Source organism: Streptomyces sp. NPDC088785 (assembly GCF_044750685.1).
GTDB lineage: Bacteria > Actinomycetota > Actinomycetes > Streptomycetales > Streptomycetaceae > Streptomyces.
Map to the genome: position 1 here is coordinate 1 of NZ_JBIVKH010000024.1, position 18593 is coordinate 18593.

Sequence of the window (18593 nt, forward strand, 5' to 3'; positions counted from 1 at the left end):
CACCGATCTTCGACCTCGTCGACTACGGCGTGGTGGGCGACCTCTTCGACGTCGTGCCCCAGCTCACCGAAGAGGTCAAGACCCGCAAGGGCTGAGCCTGTTCGGCCGGTGACGGCCGCCGACGGGGCCGCGTGGTGTTCGCACCGCGCGGCCCCGTCCGCGTACCGGGACCCGGGAAGATGACCATTGACCTGGACTACGACGACGGATAACTTCGCTATACGGATTGTTGATTCCGTGAAGTGGAAACATTGAGCGTATGGAGGGTGCACGAATGGGTCAGCAGGAGAAGGTGTCGACGAGCCTCGCGGGCGCGGTCAGCGAGGGCATCAGCGCCTCACTCGCCCCGGTCGACGCGGAGCTCGCGCGCCGGTACCCGGGAGACCCCGGCACCCGCCAGCCGGTCCACACGGTCTACGTCCCCGGTGACGCCTTCGACGCGGGCACCCTGCGCTCCTGGGGTGACCAGGCGCTCGCGCAGCTCGACGAGCACGCGCCGGACGCCGTCTCCTTCGCCGCCGTCCTCGGCCTGTCCGACGAACTCGCCGCGCCGGTCTACGACCGCGTACGCGCGAAGCTGGAGCGCGAGCCCGTCGAGGACCTGCGGGTCGACTTCGAGGACGGCTACCGGCCCGCTTCCTCGGCCGACGAGGACGAGACGGCCGCGCGGGCCGCGCGCGTCATCGCCGACGCCTACCGGAACGGCACGGCCGCCCCGTACATGGGTATCCGCATGAAGTGCATGGAGGAGGCCGTCCGCGACCGCGGCATCCGCACGCTCGACATCTTCCTCACCGGGCTCATGGAGCACGGCGGCCTGCCCGACGGCCTCGTCCTCACCCTCCCCAAGGTCACGTACCCGGAGCAGGTCACCGCCATGGTGCGGCTCCTGGAGGCGTTCGAGAAGACGCACGGACTCGACGCGGGCCGGCTCGGTTTCGAGATCCAGATCGAGACCAGCCAGTCCATCCTCGCCGCCGACGGCACCGCCGCCGTGGCCCGCATGATCGACGCAGCCGAGGGCCGCGCGACCGGTCTGCACTACGGCACCTTCGACTACAGCGCCTGCCTCGGCGTCTCCGCCGCGTACCAGGCGAGCGACCACCCGGCCGCCGACCACGCGAAGGCCGTCATGCAGGTCGCCGCCGCCGGTACCGGCGTCCGCGTCTCCGACGGCTCCACGAACGTGCTGCCCGTCGGCTCCACGGCGAAGGTCCACGACGCCTGGCGCCTGCACTACGGCCTCACCCGCCGCGCCCTGGCCCGCGCCTACTACCAGGGCTGGGACATGCACCCGGGCCACATCCCGACCCGGTACGCCGCCGTGTTCGCCTTCTACCGCGAGGGCTTCGAGCAGGCCGCCGCCCGCCTCGCCGCCTACGCGCGCCAGTCCACCGGTGACATCGCGGACGAGCCCGCCACCGCCAAGGCCCTCGCCGGCTACCTGCTGCGCGGCCTGGACTGCGGAGCCCTCGACAACGGCGAGGTCGCCCGCCACGCCGGCCTGACCCGCGCCGACCTGGAGGGCTACGCGGCCCCGCGCCGCGGCGACCTCACGACGACCGCCGGATAGCGCGCGACCGCGCACACCCGCACCACTGCCCTCTCCCGGGGACGGCCGGGGGAGGGCAGCGGTGTGTGCGGTCCCGGGTGCCGGACCTGAGTATCCGTACGGATGCGGCGGCCACCGCGGGCGACCCATCATGACCGCCATGACCGGCACCGCGCGCCGCGCGCTCCTCCTGCCCCTGTGCGGGGCTCTGCTGCTCGCGCTCACGGCCTGTGGCGCGGGCGCGACCAGCGAGAAGACCGTACGCAGCCTCGCGGGCGGAGCGGAGGCGGTGCGGGCCCGCACGGCCGCGGAGACCGCGCGCCGGGACGCCATCGCCGCCTGGGACGACGACACCCCGCTCACGCTCGGGATGGTCGTCGTGGAGGACCGGTGCGCCGGCGGGGAGGCGCAGGAGCTCTTCTCCTCGGGGGACGACCGCTACGAGATCCGCTGCCTGCTGTACGTCAGCGCCTACTTCGGCGCCGACCCCCGCCGCGCGGCCGACACGCTCGATGGAGTCCTCGACGCGGGGGACCGCGAGACGTCCGTGATCCCCTTCGGCCACGACTTCCTGTACGCCCGCAAGGTCGTCGACTACTACCGCGGCAGGACGGGCGACCCGCAGGGCCCGGGCACCGGCGAGCCGTCCGAGCTGGACGCCGCGGGCGACGTCACCCTCGACTGGGACCAGGTCCGCGGCGCCGGGACGCGCCGGCTCATCGAGGAACCCCGCCCGTGCGCACCCCACGCCCCGCCGGTCCGACGCTGCCTGAGAGAGCCGGCGGGCGCCGACGTGGCCGCGCTGCGCCGCACGTACGGAATGGTGTTCCGGCTGACGTTCCTCACCGACGGCTACTTCACCGTGTGGCGGAAGTGACCGGAGCGCCGAGCAGGTCGGGCAGGTCGCGCATGCGGGAGAAGACCACCGTGTCCGGGCCCGCCAGCCGCGCGGCCGGGGTGGGGCCGCCCGCGTAGCCGAAGGCGCGCATGCCCGCGGAACGGGCCGCCAGAACACCGGGCCCGCTGTCCTCGACCACCGCGCAGGCCGCCGGATCGACCCCCGTGCGGCGAGCGGCGTACAGGAAGAGATCCGGGGCGGGCTTGCCGCGCGCCACCTGCGAAGCGCTGAAGACGCGCCCCGCGAAGTGGTCGTACAGGCCGGTGCGCCCCAGGGTGTGCCGCATCTTGTCGTGCGTGCCGCTGGACGCCACGCAGGTCGGCACGGTGATGCCGGCGAGCGCCTCCCGGATCCCCTCGACCGCGACGAGGTCCCGGTCCACGGCCTCGCGGTGGCGCTCCTCGAACCGCTTCGACCACAGCGCCGCCGTCTCCTCGCCGAGCCGCTCGGCGACCTGCGCGCGGATGTCGGCGTGCGACCGCCCGATGAACCGGGCGACGACCTCCTCCGCCGTCAACGGCCAGCCCAGGGTGGCGCCGAGGGCCACCTGCACCTCGACCGCGATCCGCTCGCTGTCGACCAGCACGCCGTCGCAGTCGAATATCACCAGTTCGAAGGGTCTGCTCATGCCCGCAGCATACGAACGCCATGGGCCCGGCGGGCTGCGGGGGACGGGCAGCGTGGGACGGGTGCGGATCGCGCCCGCCGCGTGAACGCTCAGGCCGCGGGCGGGAGTTCGCCCGAGCCGCGGCGGATCAGGCGCGTCGGCAGCTCGATGCGCTCCGGCCGCGGTGTGGCCCCGTCCAGCTGGTGGAACAGCCGCTCGGCCGCGGTGCGGCCCAGCTGCGCCGCGTCCTGCGCGACCACCGTCACGCCGGGCCGGAGCAGATCGCCGAGCTCGATGTCGTCGAAGCCGACCAGCGCCACGGCCCGGTCCAGCTCGGCGAGGACACGGATCACGGTGACGGTCACCCGGTTGTTGCCCGCGAAGATCGCGGTGACCGGGTCGGGGCCCTTGAGCATCTCCTCGGCGGCCCTGCGCACCCGCTCGGGGTCGGTGACCCCCAGGGACATCCAGCGGTCCGCCACCGGTATCCCGGCGTCCTCCATCGCCGCCCGGTACCCCCGCAGCCGCTCGGCCGCCGTGTGGATGCGCGGCTGGTCCCCGATGAAACCGATCCGGCGGTGCCCGCCCGCGATCAGGTGCGCCACCCCGTCACGGGCGCCGCCGAAGCTGTCGGAGAGCACGCAGTCCGCCTCGATCCGGCCCGCCGGACGGTCCACGAACACCGTCGCGACACCCGCCGCGATCTCCGGCTCCAGATACCGGTGGTCGTCCCCGGCCGGAATCACCACCAGCCCGTCGACCCGGCGCGCGCACAGCGCGAGCACCAGCTCCTGCTCCCGGTCCGGGTCCTCGGCACTCGACCCGTTGATGAGCAGCGCGCCGTGCGCCCGCGCGACCTCCTCCACCGCCCGGCTGAGCGGACCGTAGAACGGGTCCGCCAGATCCTCCAGGACCAGGCCGATGCTCGCGGTACGCCCCTTGCGCAGCACCCGCGCGCTGTCGTTGCGCCGGAAGCCGAGGGCCGCGATGGCCTCCTGCACCCGCCGCTCGGTGTCGGGCGTGACCCCGGACTCGCCGTTGACAACCCGGGACACCGTCTTGAGACCCACTCCGGCGCGTGCGGCGACGTCCTTCATGGTCGGGCGATTGCCGTAGCGGTTCTCGGTGCGGCGGGCGGTGCGGTCCACTATGCGCTGTCCTGTCCTGTCGTCGCTGCCGTCGAGGCGGGTCCCGGAACGGGCCGGGGCGACCGCTCATCGGGGTTCATCATGCTGTACCGGCTGCCGTACGAGCATGTGGCGTCGAGCATAGGGCCTGGACAACGTTGTCAGATGCGAGGGAGACTGTCCACCGCTTTCCTGAGCCTTCCTACAGTGGGCTTCTGTGAACTGCCCCTTTCTCCCCTTTCCCGCAGGAGACCAGACACTGATGCACACGGACCTCGTCGCCGCGCTCGACATCGGCGGCACCAAGATCGCCGGCGCCCTGGTGGACCACCAGGGACGCCTTCTCGCGCGGACCCAGCGGCCGACCCCCGCGCAGGAGAACGGTGAGACGGTGATGGGCGCGGTCGAGGCGGTGCTCGCCGAGCTGGCGTCGTCCGAACTGTGGGCGCGGACCGGGGCCGTGGGGATCGGCAGCGCCGGTCCGGTGGACCGCTCGGCGGGCACGGTCAGCCCGGTCAACGTGCCCGGCTGGCGCGGGTTCCCGCTCGTCCAGCGGGTGCGGGACGCCACCGGCGGGCTCCCCGTCGAGCTGGTCGGCGACGGTGTGGCGATCACGGCGGCCGAGCACTGGCAGGGCGCGGCGCGCGGCCACGACAACGCGCTGTGCATGGTCGTGTCCACGGGGGTCGGCGGCGGCCTGATCCTGGACGGAGCGCTGCATCCCGGTCCCACCGGCAACGCGGGGCACATCGGCCACATCAGCGTCGATCTCGACGGGGACCCGTGCCCCTGCGGCGCGCGCGGCTGCGTCGAGCGCATCGCCTCGGGGCCCAACATCGCCCGGCGCGCCCTGGCCGAGGGCTGGCTGCCGGGCCCGGACGGCGACACGACCGCCGCTGCCGTGGCCTCCGCCGCCCGCGCGGGCGATCCGGTCGCGGCGGCCTCCTTCGCCCGTGCGGCGCAGGCCCTGGCCGCCGGGATCGCGGCGACCGCGACGCTCGTCGAGGTCGACATCGCGGTGATCGGCGGGGGAGTGGCGAAGGCGGGCGACGTCCTCTTCGACCCGCTGCGCCGGGCCCTGCGCGACTACGCCACGCTCTCCTTCGTCCAGCGGCTCACCGTCGTACCGGCCTCGATGGGCACGGACGCCGGACTCGTGGGGGCCGCCGCCGCGGCGCTGCGGGGCGGGAGCGCGGTCGACGAGGCGCGGCGACAGGCTGTGTGACGGCGGGGGCTGCCGGCCCGGAGCTGAGGGAGCCTTCGCCATCCAGTCCCCTCACGCGGCAACGGACGCCGACCCTTCGGTCCATGGCCTGCGGCCCTGGCTCGGGCGTCTGGAACGATGTGCCGGTGCATGCTGATGATCAGGTTGGCGAGGGTGTTTCTGCGGACCTCGCAGTGTTCCTCCGGAACGCCGACGACGGCCGTCCGGTGAAGATCGTGCCTTCCGTCTGCGGCGGTTGTGGCGGGCGCGTGTTCCGCGTGCTCGTTGACGCTGTCGAGGGCGCGGCCGAGCGCGTGTGCGCCGACTGCGGCGGCCGCGGGTTCCTCGCGGACAGCGAGGAGTTCTGGGAGGACGCCGATCCTGGCGAGGCCTGTTGCCCGTGTGGGAGCGAGGAGTTCGAGGCGGCAGTCGGCTTCTCGCTCGGCGAGGACGGATCGGTGCGCTGGGTGACCATTGGGCTGCGGTGCCACAAGGACGGCGCCCTGGGCACCTATGCCGACTGGAAGATCGACTACAGCCCCACGGACCACCTCCTGACCATGGTCCAGGGCACGCCGAGCGGTGGGGAGGCGCACGCGGCGCCGCCCCTCGCGGAGCCTGCGCCACAGCTCGGCCCGGGCCCTAGGGGCAGGACTCGCCGAACTTGACGGCCCTGAACTTCACGGGCTGCCCCGTGAGCTTCGTGCCGGCGGCCGGACTCTGCGAGCACACCCGCCAGTTGGAGCCCACGAAGACGAACCGGCTGCCGCCGCTCGCGTCCTGCACGTCGATCGAGGTGCTGCCGTCCAGCGCGCCACGGGCCGCCTTGACGCTCTTGCCGGTGAGGTCGGGCATCGTGCCACGGGCCTTGGGCGGAGCCTGTTCGTCCTTCGCCGGGCACGATTCGTCGGTCTTGACCGCGCCGAGGTCGAGCATCGTCGTCGCGGGCACCTCGGTGCCGGCCGCGACGGACTGTCCGCACACCTTCCAGTTCCGGTCGAACGCCTGCATGCGGCCACGGCCGAGCGCGTCGTGCGAGGTCAGGATGGAGAAGCCCGCCGCCTGCGCCTTGTCCTGCGCCGCTTGCAGACCCATGCCGACGAACGCCGGCACCGCCTTCTTGCCGCCGGTCGCCGGAGCGCTCGTCGACGGTGACCCGGACGCCGGGGCGCTCGGCGAGGGCGTCGGCGTCCTCGACGGCTGCTTCGAGCCCGTCGTGTCCGCCGCGTCGCAGGCGGCCAGGCCCGTCACGGCGGCGGAACAGAGCAGGACGGTGGTGATGACGCGGGTGCGCACGGGTTCCCCCCAAGGGATGCCGGTACAGGCTGAGTGGTGCCGGTACAGGCGCCACACGTTAGGCGGCGACGCTCCCGGGCGTCACCTCAGGGCGTCGTCCACCGCCGCCACGGGACGCAGCACCTCGGTGAGCCCGGCCATCTCGATGATGCGCAGCGTCAGGCGGTGCCGGCAGACGACGCCGACCCGGCCGCCCCGTTCGGTGGCGCGGCGGTGGGCCCGCACCAGCAGGGTGAGACCCGAGCAGTCGAAGAAGGTGACGCCGGTCAGATCGATCACGACGACCCGGTACGGGTCCGCCGCCACGGTGTCGAGGAGCAGGCCCAGCCGGTCGAGGGCCAGGAGGTCGATGTCGCCGCCGAGTTCGACGACGGCGCAGTCGCCTGGCGTGTGGACCACGGCGGGCCGCACGGCGCCGTCGGCGGCGTCCGTGCCCGCGAGGACACCACCGGCGAGTCCGAGGGCCTCGGAGTCCCCGAAGTCGTCGGATGCGAGGTTCTGTTGATTGTCTTGCCGCATCGGGCCCCCCGGCCTGAACACCTGTCCGGCTCCGGTGGGAGCGGAGACTTCTGGCGCGATCGAATCCGTCGGTGTGCGAACGGATCACAAAGATCGCCGGGGGCCGGGGCGTCCTGTCGGCCACGCTATCGAGAGGAGCGCGATCAGGTCGTGCCGTAACGATTCCTGATCCGTCCCATCACTTGATGAGGTGAATTTAGCGCGAAAGACTTGACAGAAAAGGGGTGAGATTCGAGGAAAAGGAGTCGACACCTGGGGTGCGATGTCCTGTCATGGAGCCTCCGCCCGCGGCACACCGGCGACGGGCCCGTTCCAGGAGAGCCGACGTGGCGACAGCGCAGGGCACCTCGGGTGCCGGGCACTCCGGCGAGCGGCCGTTCATCGACACCGCGCTCGTACGGGACCTTCTCGACCGGCAGTTCCCGCAGTGGTCCCGACTGCCGCTCACGCGCGTCGAACCCGGCGGCTCCGATCACGTCATCCACCGGCTCGGCGACGAGCTGGCCGTGCGGCTGCCCCGGCACTCCGGCGCCCTCGGGCAGGCCGAGAAGGAGCGGGACCGGCTGCCGGACCTCGCGCGGCGCCTGCCGCTCGCCGTGCCCGTCCCGGTGGCGGTGGGGCGGCCCGCGCTCGGGTATCCGTGGCCGTGGGCGGTGACCCGGTGGCTGGACGGCGAGGTCGCCACGGTCGAGGGGCTGGGGGACTCCAGTGCTGCCGCGCTCGAACTGGCCGCCTTCCTCAGGGCGTTGCAGTCGGTGGACCCGCACGCGGCCGGGCCGGCGGAGGTACGGGAGACGCTCGCCGACCGGGACGCGGCGACCCGGGCCGCCCTCGCGCGGGCGGTCGGCACCTTCGACGCCGGGGCGATGACGGCGCTCTGGGACGCGGCCCTCGCCGCCCCCGCCTGGTCCGGGCCGCCCGTGCTGTGCCACGGAGACTTCCACACCGGCAACCTGCTCACCCGCGGCGGCCGCCTCAGCGCGGTCATCGACTTCGGCAGCCTGGGCGCGGGGGACCCGGCGGTCGACCTGATGATCGCCTTCACCCTCCTGTCACCGCGCTGCGCGGCGGTGTTCCGCGGCGCTCTCGGGGCCGACGACGCGACCTGGCTGCGCGGGCGGGGCTGGGCCCTGACGTCGGGGCTCATCGCGTGGGCGGCGTACGCGGCGGCCAGTCCCCGGATCGCGGCCGCGACGACCCGGCAGATCCGGGCGGCGCTGGACTGAGGTGACCGGGGGAGGGGGCGGTCGGTCCCGTCCCGTGGCCTCGCGCGTGCGCTGCCGCGCCCCCTTCCGGGGCACACCCCGTGTGAACCGTGCGCCGTCGATGCGTGCGCGCACACGGCTGTGCCGCCGGGCGGACTGCGTTTGACTGCGGGGGCAGGAAAACACAGCGGAAGGCCGGGAACGGGCCGACCGCCGGCCGCCGGGCAGCGGCCGGTGCGACGCCCCCGGTCCTCCGTCGGCGCCTCCGGAATCTCCCCCCTTGACGTCCGGAGACGCCAGGGCGGTGCGACCCCCGCATACGCCCCTCACGGACGGCCCGCCCGCCGTGACGTCGCCGAGACACCCGAGGCGGCGGGCGGGCGCCCGTGGGTCCGTACGACCGCCACGACGCCGGGGTCACGGCCGGCCCGCACGGGTCACCCACCGGGCCCCACGGCACCGGGCGCCGCGTCATGCGCCGCCCGCCCGTACCGTCTTGCTGCGCAGGGGCCGCGGACCGTCCTCCGGGTCTCATGACATCCGGGCCCCGTGCCGCCCGTCCGGCCCCGTGGCATCGGGGGCACCGGCCTGCTGCCCGCCCGCCTCCATGGCGCCCGCGGCACACGCCGACGGCCGATCGCCCATGGCGCCCGCGGCACACGCCGACGGCCGATCGCTCAGGTGGCCCGAGGCGATGCACCGCCGACCCCCACGGCTTCAGGGCGCCGTGTCACGCACCGCCCGCCCACCCGGCGCTCTGGTGCGGGGCCACACGCCCGCCGCGCACCCGGCTTCATCTTTCCGTCACCTGACCTGCGGGTCTGCGAGGAGAACGACTCGATCGGCCTCGACATCGAAGCCGAGCACCGGACGGCCGTCGTCGCCCTCCGGGTCCATCAGCACCGGCTTGCCCAGTCGCCGCCCGATCTCCCGGAGGAAGCCGCAGAACACATCCAGACGATGCTGGCCCTGCAACTCCCGCAGGTCGACGTCGAAGTCGACCTCGTCGGCAGCGTGGAAACGGAAGATCGCCAAAATCTCTGGAGACGGCCAGACCCGCAGATCCGGACACTCGGCATCCGCCGGGCGGCCCAGCACGGCCTCCGCCCGAGGCACCGCGAGCGCCGTGTCTCCCTCAAAGTAGCGGCATCTCCAGCCCTTCTCCACGACAAGATCGAGGACCCTCTGCCAGTCCTCCACCGAGGCCTCCGGGACACGCAGATCCGGCAGCGACCCCATCACGTCCGGGTCGAAGAGGCACTTCACGTCCTCCCACAGCAGATCAGCCACGCCGCCATGCTGCCCCGGCTCACCGACCCGGCGCACCCCCCGTCTCCCTCGACCAAAGAAAGGGGGAGCACCCCGCACATTCGCGACCGTGAGGACCGTGAACCTCGATGGCGGGTGCCGATATTCGGTGCCGTCCGGGACGATCACGTTGCAGACTCGGCCCATGGCAGACGTAGCGGCGTTCAGGGACGCGGTGGCGCGATGGGCTACCGGGGGGCCGGATGAGCCGGCGCGGGTGCTGGGCCGTGCGCTGGGACTGCGGACGGCCGTGCTGGTCGAAGGTGCCAGCGACCTCGCCGCGCTGGAGACCCTCGCCGCCCGGCGCTACCGCGACCTGGCCGCCGACGGAGTGTGCGTCGTCGCGATGGGCGGCGCCATGAGCGTCGCCCGTTACGCCGAACTCCTCGGGCCGCCCGGACTCGGCCTGCGCCTGACGGGACTCTGCGACGCAGGGGAGCAGGATTTCTACGCGCGCGGCCTGGAGCGGGCCGGGGCGCCGCCCCACGACTTCTTCGTGTGCGCCGCCGACCTGGAGGACGAGCTGATCCGGGCCCTGGGCACGGACGCCGTCGAGGACGTCTTCCGGGCCGAGGGGGAGCTGCGGGCCTGGCAGATCTTCCGCACCCAGCCCGCCCAGCGCGGACGCCCCCGCGACCAGCAGGTCCGGCGCTTCCTCAGTACGAAGAAGGGCCGCAAGATCCGCTACGGCGGACTCCTGGTGGCGGCCCTCGACCCGCTCCGGGTGCCCGCCCCGCTCGACGGCCTGCTGGCGAGCGTCTGACCGGGACCGTCACCGGCCGCGCTGCGCCCCGCGCGGCTACGCTCATCAGGACCGGGTTTCCCCGGCAGGGTGTTGCGGGCAAGCCTCAGGGGGCCGACGGAAGAGGGGGAACCGTGATCGTCTGGGTCAACGGCGCGTCCCGCGCGGGCAAGACGACAGCCGCGCGCGAGTTGCTCGACCTGCTCCCCAACTGCACGCTCTTCGACCCCGAGGAGATCGTCGCCGAGCTGGAGCGGCTGCTGCCGCCCAAGCGGCTCGCGGAGGTCAGCGACCATCAGGACCTGCCCATCTGGCGGCGGCTCGTCGTCGACACGGCGGCGGCCCTCCTCGCCGAACTCGGCGGCATCCTCGTGGTGCCGATGGGACTCATGCGCCAGGAGTACCGCGACGAGATCTTCGGTGGCCTCGCCGCCCGGCGGATTCCCGTGTGCCATGTGGTCCTTGCTCCAGGGGAAACGATCCTGCGCAGCCGTGACCCGAGCGGCGAGACGCCCGCCGACATCGAGCCCTACCGCGCCGCGCTCGCGGGCTGGCTCGCCGCGGACGCCTACCTCGTCGACAACGGCACGCTGACCCCGTACGACACCGCCGTGCGCATCGCCGCCGCGGTGCGCACCGGCACGGCCGCCCCCTGCGACATCGTGCAGACGGCCGAGCCGACCGCAGAGACGGTCGCCGCCGGGGTGCTCCTCTTCGACGCGCAGGACCGGGTGCTGCTCGTCGACCCCACCTACAAGCCGGGCTGGGAGTTCCCGGGCGGTGTCGTCGAGCCGGGTGAGGCGCCCGCGCGGGCCGGCATGCGCGAGGTCCTGGAGGAGACCGGCATCCGGCTGGTCGACGTACCGGGCCTGCTGGTCGTGGACTGGGAGCGGCCTGCACCGCCCGGGTTCGGAGGTCTGCGGCTGCTCTTCGACGGCGGGCGGCTCGACGGCGACGTGGCGGCCCGGGTGCTGCTGCCCGGACCGGAGCTGAGGGACTGGCGGTTCGTCGACGAGGCCGAGGCGGCCGGGCTGCTGCCCCCCGTGCGGTACGAGCGGCTGCGCTGGGCTCTTCGCGCCCGCGAACGCGGCGCCGCCCACTACCTGGAGGCCGGAATTCCGCTCAGTTGAGGGGTGGATCGACACCCGCCGTCCCTTTGCCAACTGCCGTGATTTCCAAGGGGAAATCTAAGCCGGAACGTCATCGTTCTGGTATGGCACGACCGCCGACGCCGGGACGCGATGGTCTTACCGTGAAGGCGCAGCTCACCTCTTGCGGTTCACAGCCGCCTCACCGAGCCGGACTGTCAGCCGGCTGAACGGAGGGACATGCGTGCGCCTTCATCGACCGTCGCGAAGGGACTGACGCTCGCCGCCGGGCTCACTCTCGTCCTCACCGCGTGCAGCAGCGGTTCGGACGGGAACGGCGACGGCAACGGCAGGAGCTCGTCCGCGGGACTGACCTCGTGCAGCTCGCAGGGCAAGGCCAATACGTGCAACTCCGGGGACCGGAAGTCCGGAGGCACGTTCACCTACACCATCGAGAAGAACATCCAGGCCTGGAACATCGAGGACTCGAACGGCAACACCTTCGAGAACAGCGAGGCGATGACCGCCGTGCTGCCCCAGGTGTTCGTGCCGCAGCCGGACTTCAGCCTGAAGCTCAACACCGACTTCATCACCTCGGCGGAGCAGACGAGTTCGAGCCCGCAGACCTTCGTCTACAAGATCAACCCCAAGGCGCGGTGGAACGACGGGACACCGATGTCCGCCGACGACTTCGTCTTCCTGTGGCGCACCATGAACGGCAAGGACTGCCCGCCGCCGCCCGCCGACGACGAGAGCCAGACCAAGGGGTGCCTGCCCTGGTCCACCTCGGGCTGGGACCGCATCAAGTCGGTCACCGGGTCCGACGGCGGCAGGACCGTCACCGTCGTCATGAACAAGCCCTACTCCGACTGGAAGTCCTTCTTCGGCGGCGGCTACGGCCTCTACCCGGCCCATGTCGCGGAGAAGGCGGCCGGTGTCCCCGCGGGCGGCGCCGACAAGCTGACGGCCGCTCAGCTCACCAAGGGCTGGCAGTACTTCATGAAGACGCCGCCCACCCGGTACGCCACCGGCGGCCCGTACCGGATGACGGAGTGGAAGGACAACGACCACGCCACCTTCGAACCCGACGCCAAGTGGTACGGGAAGACGAGGCCCACGCTCGACCGGCTGATCCTCAAGGTGATCTCGGACGCCACGCAGGAGCCGACGGCCCTGAAGAACAACGAGGTCCAGGGCATCTACCCGCAGCCCCAGGTGGACCTCGTCAACCAGATCAAGGACATCCCGAACGTCTCGTACACCATCGGCGAGGGCTTGCAGTGGGAGCACTTCGACCTCAACCTGCACAACCCCGTGCTGGGCAAGTACAAGGCGCTGCGCCAGGCGATGTTCACGTCCGTCAGCGTCAAGGACATGGTCGACAAGACGGTCGGGCAGTTCGACAAGAACGTCAAGCAGCTCGGCAGCCACATGCTGATGCCCGGACAGTCCGGCTACCAGGACGTCGTCACCGGCACCGGGCAGGGCTCGGGTGACCTGGCGAAGGCGAAGAAGCTGCTCACCGACGCGAAGTTCACCGGGGTCGGATCCGGCCTGAAGACACCCGACGGCAAGTCCGTCGGACCGTTCAACTGCCGCTACACCACCGGCAACGCGATCCGGCAGAGCGAGTGCCAGATCCTCCAGTCCGCCCTCTCGGGCCTGGGCATCAAGGTGACGATCAAACCGATCGGCGCCGCCGACCTCGGCACCGTCCTCACCGGCCACCAGTACGACATCATTGTCTTCGCCTGGGTGCAGGGCCCGACGCCGACGTCCAACGCCCAGGGCACCTGGTCGACCGGACAGGCCAGCAACTACGGCGGATACAGCGACAAGCAGGTCGACAAGCTGCTCAACGACTCCGTGGGGCAGACCGACGCGGCCAAGGCGATGTCGCTGCTGGCCCGGGCCGACAAGATCATGACGGATGACGCGTACGTGCTGCCGCTGTACCAGAAACCGACGTTCTTCGCGGTGCAGGACCGCTTCGTCGGCATGCGGAACAACGCGACCATCATCGGCCCGCCCTACAACGTCGCCGAGTGGGGTCTGAGGAAGTAACCCACCCCGGACCACCGACAGTTCGGCCCCGGCGGTGCGCCGCCGGGGCCGTCCGGAGCCACTCGAGGAGTCCTGCATGTTCGCCTACGCGGTGCGACGGGTCCTCGTCTCGATCCCGGTCCTGATCGCCTCGACGTTCATCGTGTTCCTGGTCGTCGTGAACGCCGGCGACCCCGTCGCCAACTTCGCCACCTCCCGCAACCCGGCCCCCACCAAGGCCGCCGTCGCCTCCTTCGCCCGGCACATCCACGCCGACCAGCCGGTCGTGGTGCGCTACTGGAACTGGATCGTCGGCGTCCTGCACGGCCAGTGGGGGCCGTCCATCGACCCCAACCTCGACATCGGCCACGACCTGCTCACCCGCTTCCGCGTCACCGTGATCCTCGTCGTCGCCTCGATGCTGCTCGCGCTCGTCCTCGCCGTCGTCTTCGGCGTGTACAGCGCGGTGCGCCAGTACTCGCCCTCCGACTACGTCATCACCTTCGCCGGCTTCCTCTTCCTGTCGATGCCCGTCTTCTGGTTCGCGGTCCTCCTCAAGCAGGGCGGCATCTGGTTCAACGAGCGGACCGGATCCGCCTTCCTCGGCACCATCGGCGACCGCTCCGCCTACCTCGACGTCGACACCTTCGGCAACCAACTCGCCGACCGCGTGGGCCACCTCGTGCTGCCCGTCATCACCCTCGCGCTCGTGTCGTTCGCGTCCTGGACCCGCTACACCCGCGCCTCGATGCTGGAGGTCCTCGACTCCGACTACGTGCGCCTGGCCCGGGCCAAGGGCATCCGCCGCCGCAAGGTCCTCACCCACCACGCGCTGCGGACCGCCCTCATCCCGCTCGCCACCGTCACCGCCCTCGACGTGGCCTCCCTGCTGGGCGGCGTCGTCATCACCGAGACCATCTTCCAGTGGCACGGCATGGGCGAGATGCTCGTCGACGCCGTCACCAAGGTGGACGTCTACCGCACCATGGCGTGGCTCCTGCTCTCCGCGGTCATCGTCATCGTCTTCAACCTCATCGCCGATCTGCTGTACGCCGTACTCGACCCGAGGATCCGTTATGACTGACACCACTCGGGCGGCGGGCGCGGCGGGCGGCGAACTGCCCCGCACCACCGACGAGTTCACCGTCAAGGAGCGCACGCAGACCCAGCTGGTGCTCCGGCGCTTCGTGCGGCACCGGGCGGCGATGGCCAGCCTGGTGGTCTTCGTGCTGATCGTGCTGTGGGCGTTCATCGGGCCGCACCTGTGGCACTACTCGTACCAGAAGTACACCCCCGACAACTCCCAACCACCCTCCGCCAAGCACCCGTTCGGCACGAACTCCTCCGGCTACGACGCGTACGCGCAGGTGATGCGCGGCACCCAGACCTCACTGAAGATCGCCATCATGATCGCGGTCGGCTCCACCCTGGTCGGCGCGGTGTGGGGCGCCGTCGCCGGCTTCTACCGGGGTGTCGTCGACGCGGTGCTGATGCGCCTCTCCGACCTCGTCCTCACCCTGCCGCTGCTCGCCATCGCCCTGGTCATCTCCGCCCGCAGCGGCGGCAGCTGGTACTGGATCGCCCTGGTCGTCGCCGGTCTCACCTGGGCGTACGTCTCCCGCGTGGTGCGCTCCACCGTGCTGTCGCTGCGCGAGAAGGAGTTCGTCGAGGCGGCGCGGGCGCTCGGCGCCTCCGACACCCGGATCATCTTCCGGCACCTGCTGCCGAACTCGCTCGGGCCGATCATCGTCAACGCCACGATCCTCGTCGCCACCGGCATCCTGATCGAGACGGCGCTGTCCTTCCTCGGCTTCGGCGTGCAGCCGCCGGACACCTCGCTCGGGCTGCTCGTCTCCCAGGCGCAGACCGCCGTCGACACCCGGCCGTGGCTGTTCTACATCCCCGGCGCGTTCATCATCGCGATCGCGCTGACCATCAACTTCATCGGCGACGGGTTGCGCGACGCGTTCGACCCCCGACAGCAGAGGGTGCGCCAATGACCGCGTCCGGCAGGGCCGCCGACGGCCGGCCCGAACTCACGCTGCCCACCGAGGACACCGTGCTCGAAGTGGACGGCCTGCGGGTGGAGTTCCCCACCGAGGACGGTCCCGTACGGGCCGTGCGCGGCGTCGGCTACCGGCTGGAGCGCGGCGAGTCGCTGGGCATCGTCGGCGAGTCCGGCTCCGGCAAGTCGGTGACGGCGCTCGCCGTGATGGGGCTGCTGCCGAAGACCGCGAGGGTGGCGGGATCGGTGCGGTTCCAGGGCACCGAACTGCTGGGCCTCGGCGACTCCGCCCTCTCCGACGTGCGCGGCAGCGGCATCGCCATGATCTTCCAGGACCCCATGACCTCCCTCAACCCCGTCCACACCGTGGGCCACCAGATCGAGGAGGGCCTGCTGCGGCACCACCCGGGCCTGTCCCGGCACGCCGCGCACCGGCGCGCCGTCGACCTGCTCGGCGTCGTCGGCATCCCGTCCCCCGCCCGGCGCGTCGACGACTATCCGCACGAGCTGTCCGGCGGGATGCGCCAGCGGGTCGTCATCGCCATCGGCATGTCCAACGACCCGGCCGTCATCATCGCCGACGAACCCACCACGGCCCTCGACGTCACCGTGCAGGCGCAGATCCTCGACGCCCTGGAGACGGCGCGGGCCGAGACCGGGGCCGCCCTCGTCCTGATCACCCACGACCTCGGTGTCGTCGCCGGACACACCGACCGGGTCGCGGTCATGTACGCGGGGCGGATCGTCGAGACCGGCTCCGTGGAGGACATCTTCTACACGCCGCGCATGCCCTACACCCTCGGCCTGCTCGGCTCGCTGCCCCGGATGGACCGGGCCGAGGAACGGCTCACCCCGATCGGCGGATCGCCGCCGTCCCTGCTGAACCTGCCGCCGGGCTGCCCCTTCGCGCCGCGCTGCCCGATGCGCGCGGACGTGTGCGACCACGACGAACCCGCCCTGCGGGCCACCGCCCACGGCGGGCACCGCAGCGCCTGCCACTTCACCGAACGGCTCGTGAACACCGCCGCCGAGGAGGTGTTCGAGGTGACGGGCGCCGACGCGGCGGCCCTCGCCCGGCTGTCCGGCGAGGCCGCGGCCGACCGCCCCGACGCGCCGCAGGGCGCAAAAGCCCCCGACGGCCCGCGCACCCCCGACGGCCCGAACCCGCCGCACGGCCCACGGAAGGACCCCGCATGAGTACGGCCGCCGCGACCGAACCGGTCCTCCGGGTCCGCGAACTGGTCAAGCACTTCCCGGTCCGCTCCCGGGGGATCGTGCGCCGCACCATCGGAGACGTGCACGCCGTGTGCGGAGTCTCCTTCGACCTGTACGCCAACGAGACCCTCGGCCTGGTCGGGGAGTCCGGCTCCGGCAAGACGACCACGGCCCGGACCCTGCTCAACCTGGAACGGGCCACCTCGGGCAGTGTCACCTACCGCGGCCACGAGCTGACCTCGCTGAGCCGCCGGCGCATGCGCCCCCTGCGCGAGGACCTCCAGATCGTCTTCCAGGACCCCTACGCCTCGCTCGACCCGCGCGTCTCCGTCCACGAGATCGTCGCCGAACCGCTGCGCATCCACGGCCGCTACGACGAGGCCGGGCGCGCCGACGTGCGCGAACTGCTGCGGCTGGTCGGCCTCAACCCCGAGCACGGCAACCGCTTCGCCCACGAGTTCTCCGGCGGGCAGCGCCAACGCATCGGCATCGCACGGGCGCTGGCCCTGCGCCCCGAGGTCGTCGTCCTCGACGAACCGGTCTCCGCGCTCGACGTCTCCATCCAGGCGGGCGTCCTCAACCTGCTGATGGACCTCCAGTCCGAACTGGGCCTGTCCTTCCTGTTCGTGGCGCACGACCTGTCGGTGATGCGGCACGTCGCCCACCGGGTGGCCGTCATGTACCTCGGCCGGATCGTCGAACTCGCCCCGACCCGACGGCTGTTCGCCAGCCCCTCGCACCCCTACACCCAGGCCCTGATCTCCGCGATCCCGCTGCCCGACCCGCGCAAGGAACGGGCCCGGCGCCGCATCACCGTGCAGGGCGACGTGCCGAGCCCGATCCGGCCGCCCAGCGGCTGCCGCTTCCGCACCCGCTGCCCCAAGTTCGCGGACCAGCTGAGCGAGGAGGAGCGGACCCTGTGCGTCGAGAACACCCCGGAACTGACCGACCGGGGCGGCGGCAACCCCGTCGCCTGCCACTACGCCCAGCCGCTCGAACTGCTGTGATCCGCCGCCTTCCTGAGCGCCGCGCCCGCGTTCCCGGTCAGCGGATCACCGTGCCCGAAGCAGGCCACCTCGCTCGGCAGCGCGGCGAGCCGGGAGAAGGAGGCGAGGGCCCGCTCCCGGTCCAGGTTCAGCACGCCCAGGACGATCCGCCCGTCGGCCGGGGACGCCGCGACGGCGTCCCCGGTGAACAGCACTCCGTGCCGGGGCAGGTGCACGCCGATCGACCCGTCGGTGTGACCGGGCGCGCCGACGATGTGCGCCCCGTCACCGAAGCCGAGCGTGTCGCCGTCCTCCAGCTCCCGCACCTCGGACGGCGGATCGGGCTCGGCCGGCGGCGCCGGGAGCCGCGCGAGGGCCAGCTCGTGCAGTTCCCGCTCGCCGTCCGCGTAGACCGGCGGCGGCCCCTGCGCCACGCCCCGCACGAACGGCGCGTCCAGCCGGTGGGCGTACACGGCGGCGCCGCTGAGCCGGGCGAACTCGGCGGCGCCGCCCGCGTGGTCCTCGTGGAAGTGGGTGAGCACGATCCGCCGCACGTCCCGCGGGGCGTGCCCCCACGCCCGTACGGCGTCGGCGATCGGCCCGCCGGCGCCGGGCGCCCCCGCGTCGATCAGGGTGAGCCCGTCGTCGTCGCGCCACAGATAGGCCTGTCCCACGGGGAAGCGCAGCAGCCGCAGCCGCGGAGTGATGTCGAACGCGTCGGTGAGGTCGTAGGTCGTCATGGGGCGACCGTACGAACCCCACCCGCGAGCGCGCGCCCTTCTCGGCCCGGAGCAGATT

18 protein-coding genes are annotated in these 18593 nt (G+C 72.3%); 12 read left to right on the forward strand and 6 right to left on the reverse strand.

The features are described 5' to 3' along the window. Positions 1-274: 274 nt before the first annotated feature. Together ACIP5K_RS35040 and ACIP5K_RS35045 are read left to right on the forward strand one after the other, a co-directional pair. Positions 275-1573 (forward strand): DUF6986 family protein, encoded by a 1299-nt coding sequence (locus ACIP5K_RS35040; RefSeq protein ID WP_401416464.1) that lies wholly within the window; start codon positions 275-277, stop codon positions 1571-1573. Positions 1574-1712: 139 nt separating this feature from the next. After that, positions 1713-2429, forward strand: a complete 717-nt coding sequence (locus tag ACIP5K_RS35045; protein WP_401416399.1) for a hypothetical protein — start codon at positions 1713-1715, stop codon at positions 2427-2429. Here the strand turns inward: ACIP5K_RS35045 and ACIP5K_RS35050 are convergent. Together ACIP5K_RS35050 and ACIP5K_RS35055 are read right to left on the reverse strand one after the other, a co-directional pair. Beyond that, on the reverse strand, positions 2410-3078 hold the full coding sequence (locus ACIP5K_RS35050) for an HAD family hydrolase (protein WP_401416400.1): 669 nt from the start codon (positions 3076-3078) through the stop codon (positions 2410-2412). The two genes, ACIP5K_RS35045 and ACIP5K_RS35050, sit on opposite strands and share 20 nt — an antisense overlap. An 89-nt stretch (positions 3079-3167) precedes the next feature. Beyond that, positions 3168-4205, reverse strand: coding sequence for a LacI family DNA-binding transcriptional regulator (locus ACIP5K_RS35055; RefSeq protein ID WP_401416403.1), 1038 nt, complete (start codon positions 4203-4205; stop codon positions 3168-3170). A gap of 241 nt (positions 4206-4446) precedes the next feature. Here ACIP5K_RS35055 and ACIP5K_RS35060 point away from each other — a divergent pair, with 241 nt between their 5' ends. Then, on the forward strand, positions 4447-5409 hold the full coding sequence (locus ACIP5K_RS35060; RefSeq protein ID WP_401416406.1) for an ROK family protein: 963 nt from the start codon (positions 4447-4449) through the stop codon (positions 5407-5409). An 83-nt stretch (positions 5410-5492) separates the two neighbouring features. Further along, positions 5493-6056, forward strand: a complete 564-nt coding sequence (locus ACIP5K_RS35065; RefSeq protein ID WP_401416407.1) for a hypothetical protein — start codon at positions 5493-5495, stop codon at positions 6054-6056. Here ACIP5K_RS35065 and ACIP5K_RS35070 read toward each other — a convergent pair. Beyond that, on the reverse strand, positions 6031-6684 hold the full coding sequence (locus tag ACIP5K_RS35070) for a PASTA domain-containing protein (RefSeq protein ID WP_401416409.1): 654 nt from the start codon (positions 6682-6684) through the stop codon (positions 6031-6033). The two genes, ACIP5K_RS35065 and ACIP5K_RS35070, sit on opposite strands and share 26 nt — an antisense overlap. Positions 6685-6765: 81 nt before the next feature. Further along, entirely contained in the window at positions 6766-7203 is a 438-nt protein-coding gene (locus ACIP5K_RS35075) for an STAS domain-containing protein (RefSeq protein ID WP_401416410.1), read from the reverse strand. Positions 7204-7529: 326 nt separating this feature from the next. On the opposite strand from ACIP5K_RS35075, the gene ACIP5K_RS35080 reads away from it, so the two are divergent. Further along, the gene (locus ACIP5K_RS35080; RefSeq protein ID WP_401416412.1) at positions 7530-8429 is read left to right on the forward strand and encodes an aminoglycoside phosphotransferase family protein; all 900 of its coding nucleotides are present in this window, start codon (positions 7530-7532) and stop codon (positions 8427-8429) included. Between the two features lie 783 nt (positions 8430-9212). Here ACIP5K_RS35080 and ACIP5K_RS35085 read toward each other — a convergent pair. Then, positions 9213-9698, reverse strand: coding sequence for a hypothetical protein (locus tag ACIP5K_RS35085; protein ID WP_401416414.1), 486 nt, complete (start codon positions 9696-9698; stop codon positions 9213-9215). Between the two features lie 163 nt (positions 9699-9861). Here ACIP5K_RS35085 and ACIP5K_RS35090 point away from each other — a divergent pair, with 163 nt between their 5' ends. The 7 genes from ACIP5K_RS35090 (at position 9862) to ACIP5K_RS35120 (ending at position 17816) form a co-directional block, all read left to right on the forward strand. Next, a complete protein-coding gene (locus tag ACIP5K_RS35090) occupies positions 9862-10479 on the forward strand; it encodes a TOPRIM nucleotidyl transferase/hydrolase domain-containing protein (protein WP_401416416.1) in 618 nt (205 codons plus the stop codon). Positions 10480-10592: 113 nt separating this feature from the next. Continuing rightward, entirely contained in the window at positions 10593-11588 is a 996-nt protein-coding gene (locus tag ACIP5K_RS35095; protein WP_401416418.1) for an NUDIX domain-containing protein, read from the forward strand. A 198-nt stretch (positions 11589-11786) separates the two neighbouring features. Beyond that, the gene (locus ACIP5K_RS35100; RefSeq protein WP_401416420.1) at positions 11787-13610 is read left to right on the forward strand and encodes an ABC transporter family substrate-binding protein; all 1824 of its coding nucleotides are present in this window, start codon (positions 11787-11789) and stop codon (positions 13608-13610) included. A 76-nt stretch (positions 13611-13686) separates the two neighbouring features. Further along, positions 13687-14673: an ABC transporter permease gene (locus tag ACIP5K_RS35105; RefSeq protein ID WP_401416421.1), complete on the forward strand. Its 987-nt coding sequence runs from the start codon at positions 13687-13689 to the stop codon at positions 14671-14673. After that, positions 14666-15589 (forward strand): ABC transporter permease, encoded by a 924-nt coding sequence (locus tag ACIP5K_RS35110; RefSeq protein WP_401416423.1) that lies wholly within the window; start codon positions 14666-14668, stop codon positions 15587-15589. The genes ACIP5K_RS35105 and ACIP5K_RS35110 overlap by 8 nt, the downstream gene beginning before the upstream one ends. Further along, a complete protein-coding gene (locus tag ACIP5K_RS35115) occupies positions 15586-16791 on the forward strand; it encodes an ABC transporter ATP-binding protein (RefSeq protein WP_401416424.1) in 1206 nt (401 codons plus the stop codon). Before ACIP5K_RS35110 ends, ACIP5K_RS35115 begins: the two co-directional genes overlap by 4 nt. Next, positions 16788-17816: an ABC transporter ATP-binding protein gene (locus tag ACIP5K_RS35120; RefSeq protein ID WP_401416426.1), complete on the forward strand. Its 1029-nt coding sequence runs from the start codon at positions 16788-16790 to the stop codon at positions 17814-17816. The genes ACIP5K_RS35115 and ACIP5K_RS35120 overlap by 4 nt, the downstream gene beginning before the upstream one ends. Here ACIP5K_RS35120 and ACIP5K_RS35125 read toward each other — a convergent pair. Beyond that, entirely contained in the window at positions 17789-18535 is a 747-nt protein-coding gene (locus ACIP5K_RS35125) for an MBL fold metallo-hydrolase (RefSeq protein ID WP_401416428.1), read from the reverse strand. The genes ACIP5K_RS35120 and ACIP5K_RS35125 overlap by 28 nt on opposite strands. Positions 18536-18593 lie beyond the last annotated feature (58 nt).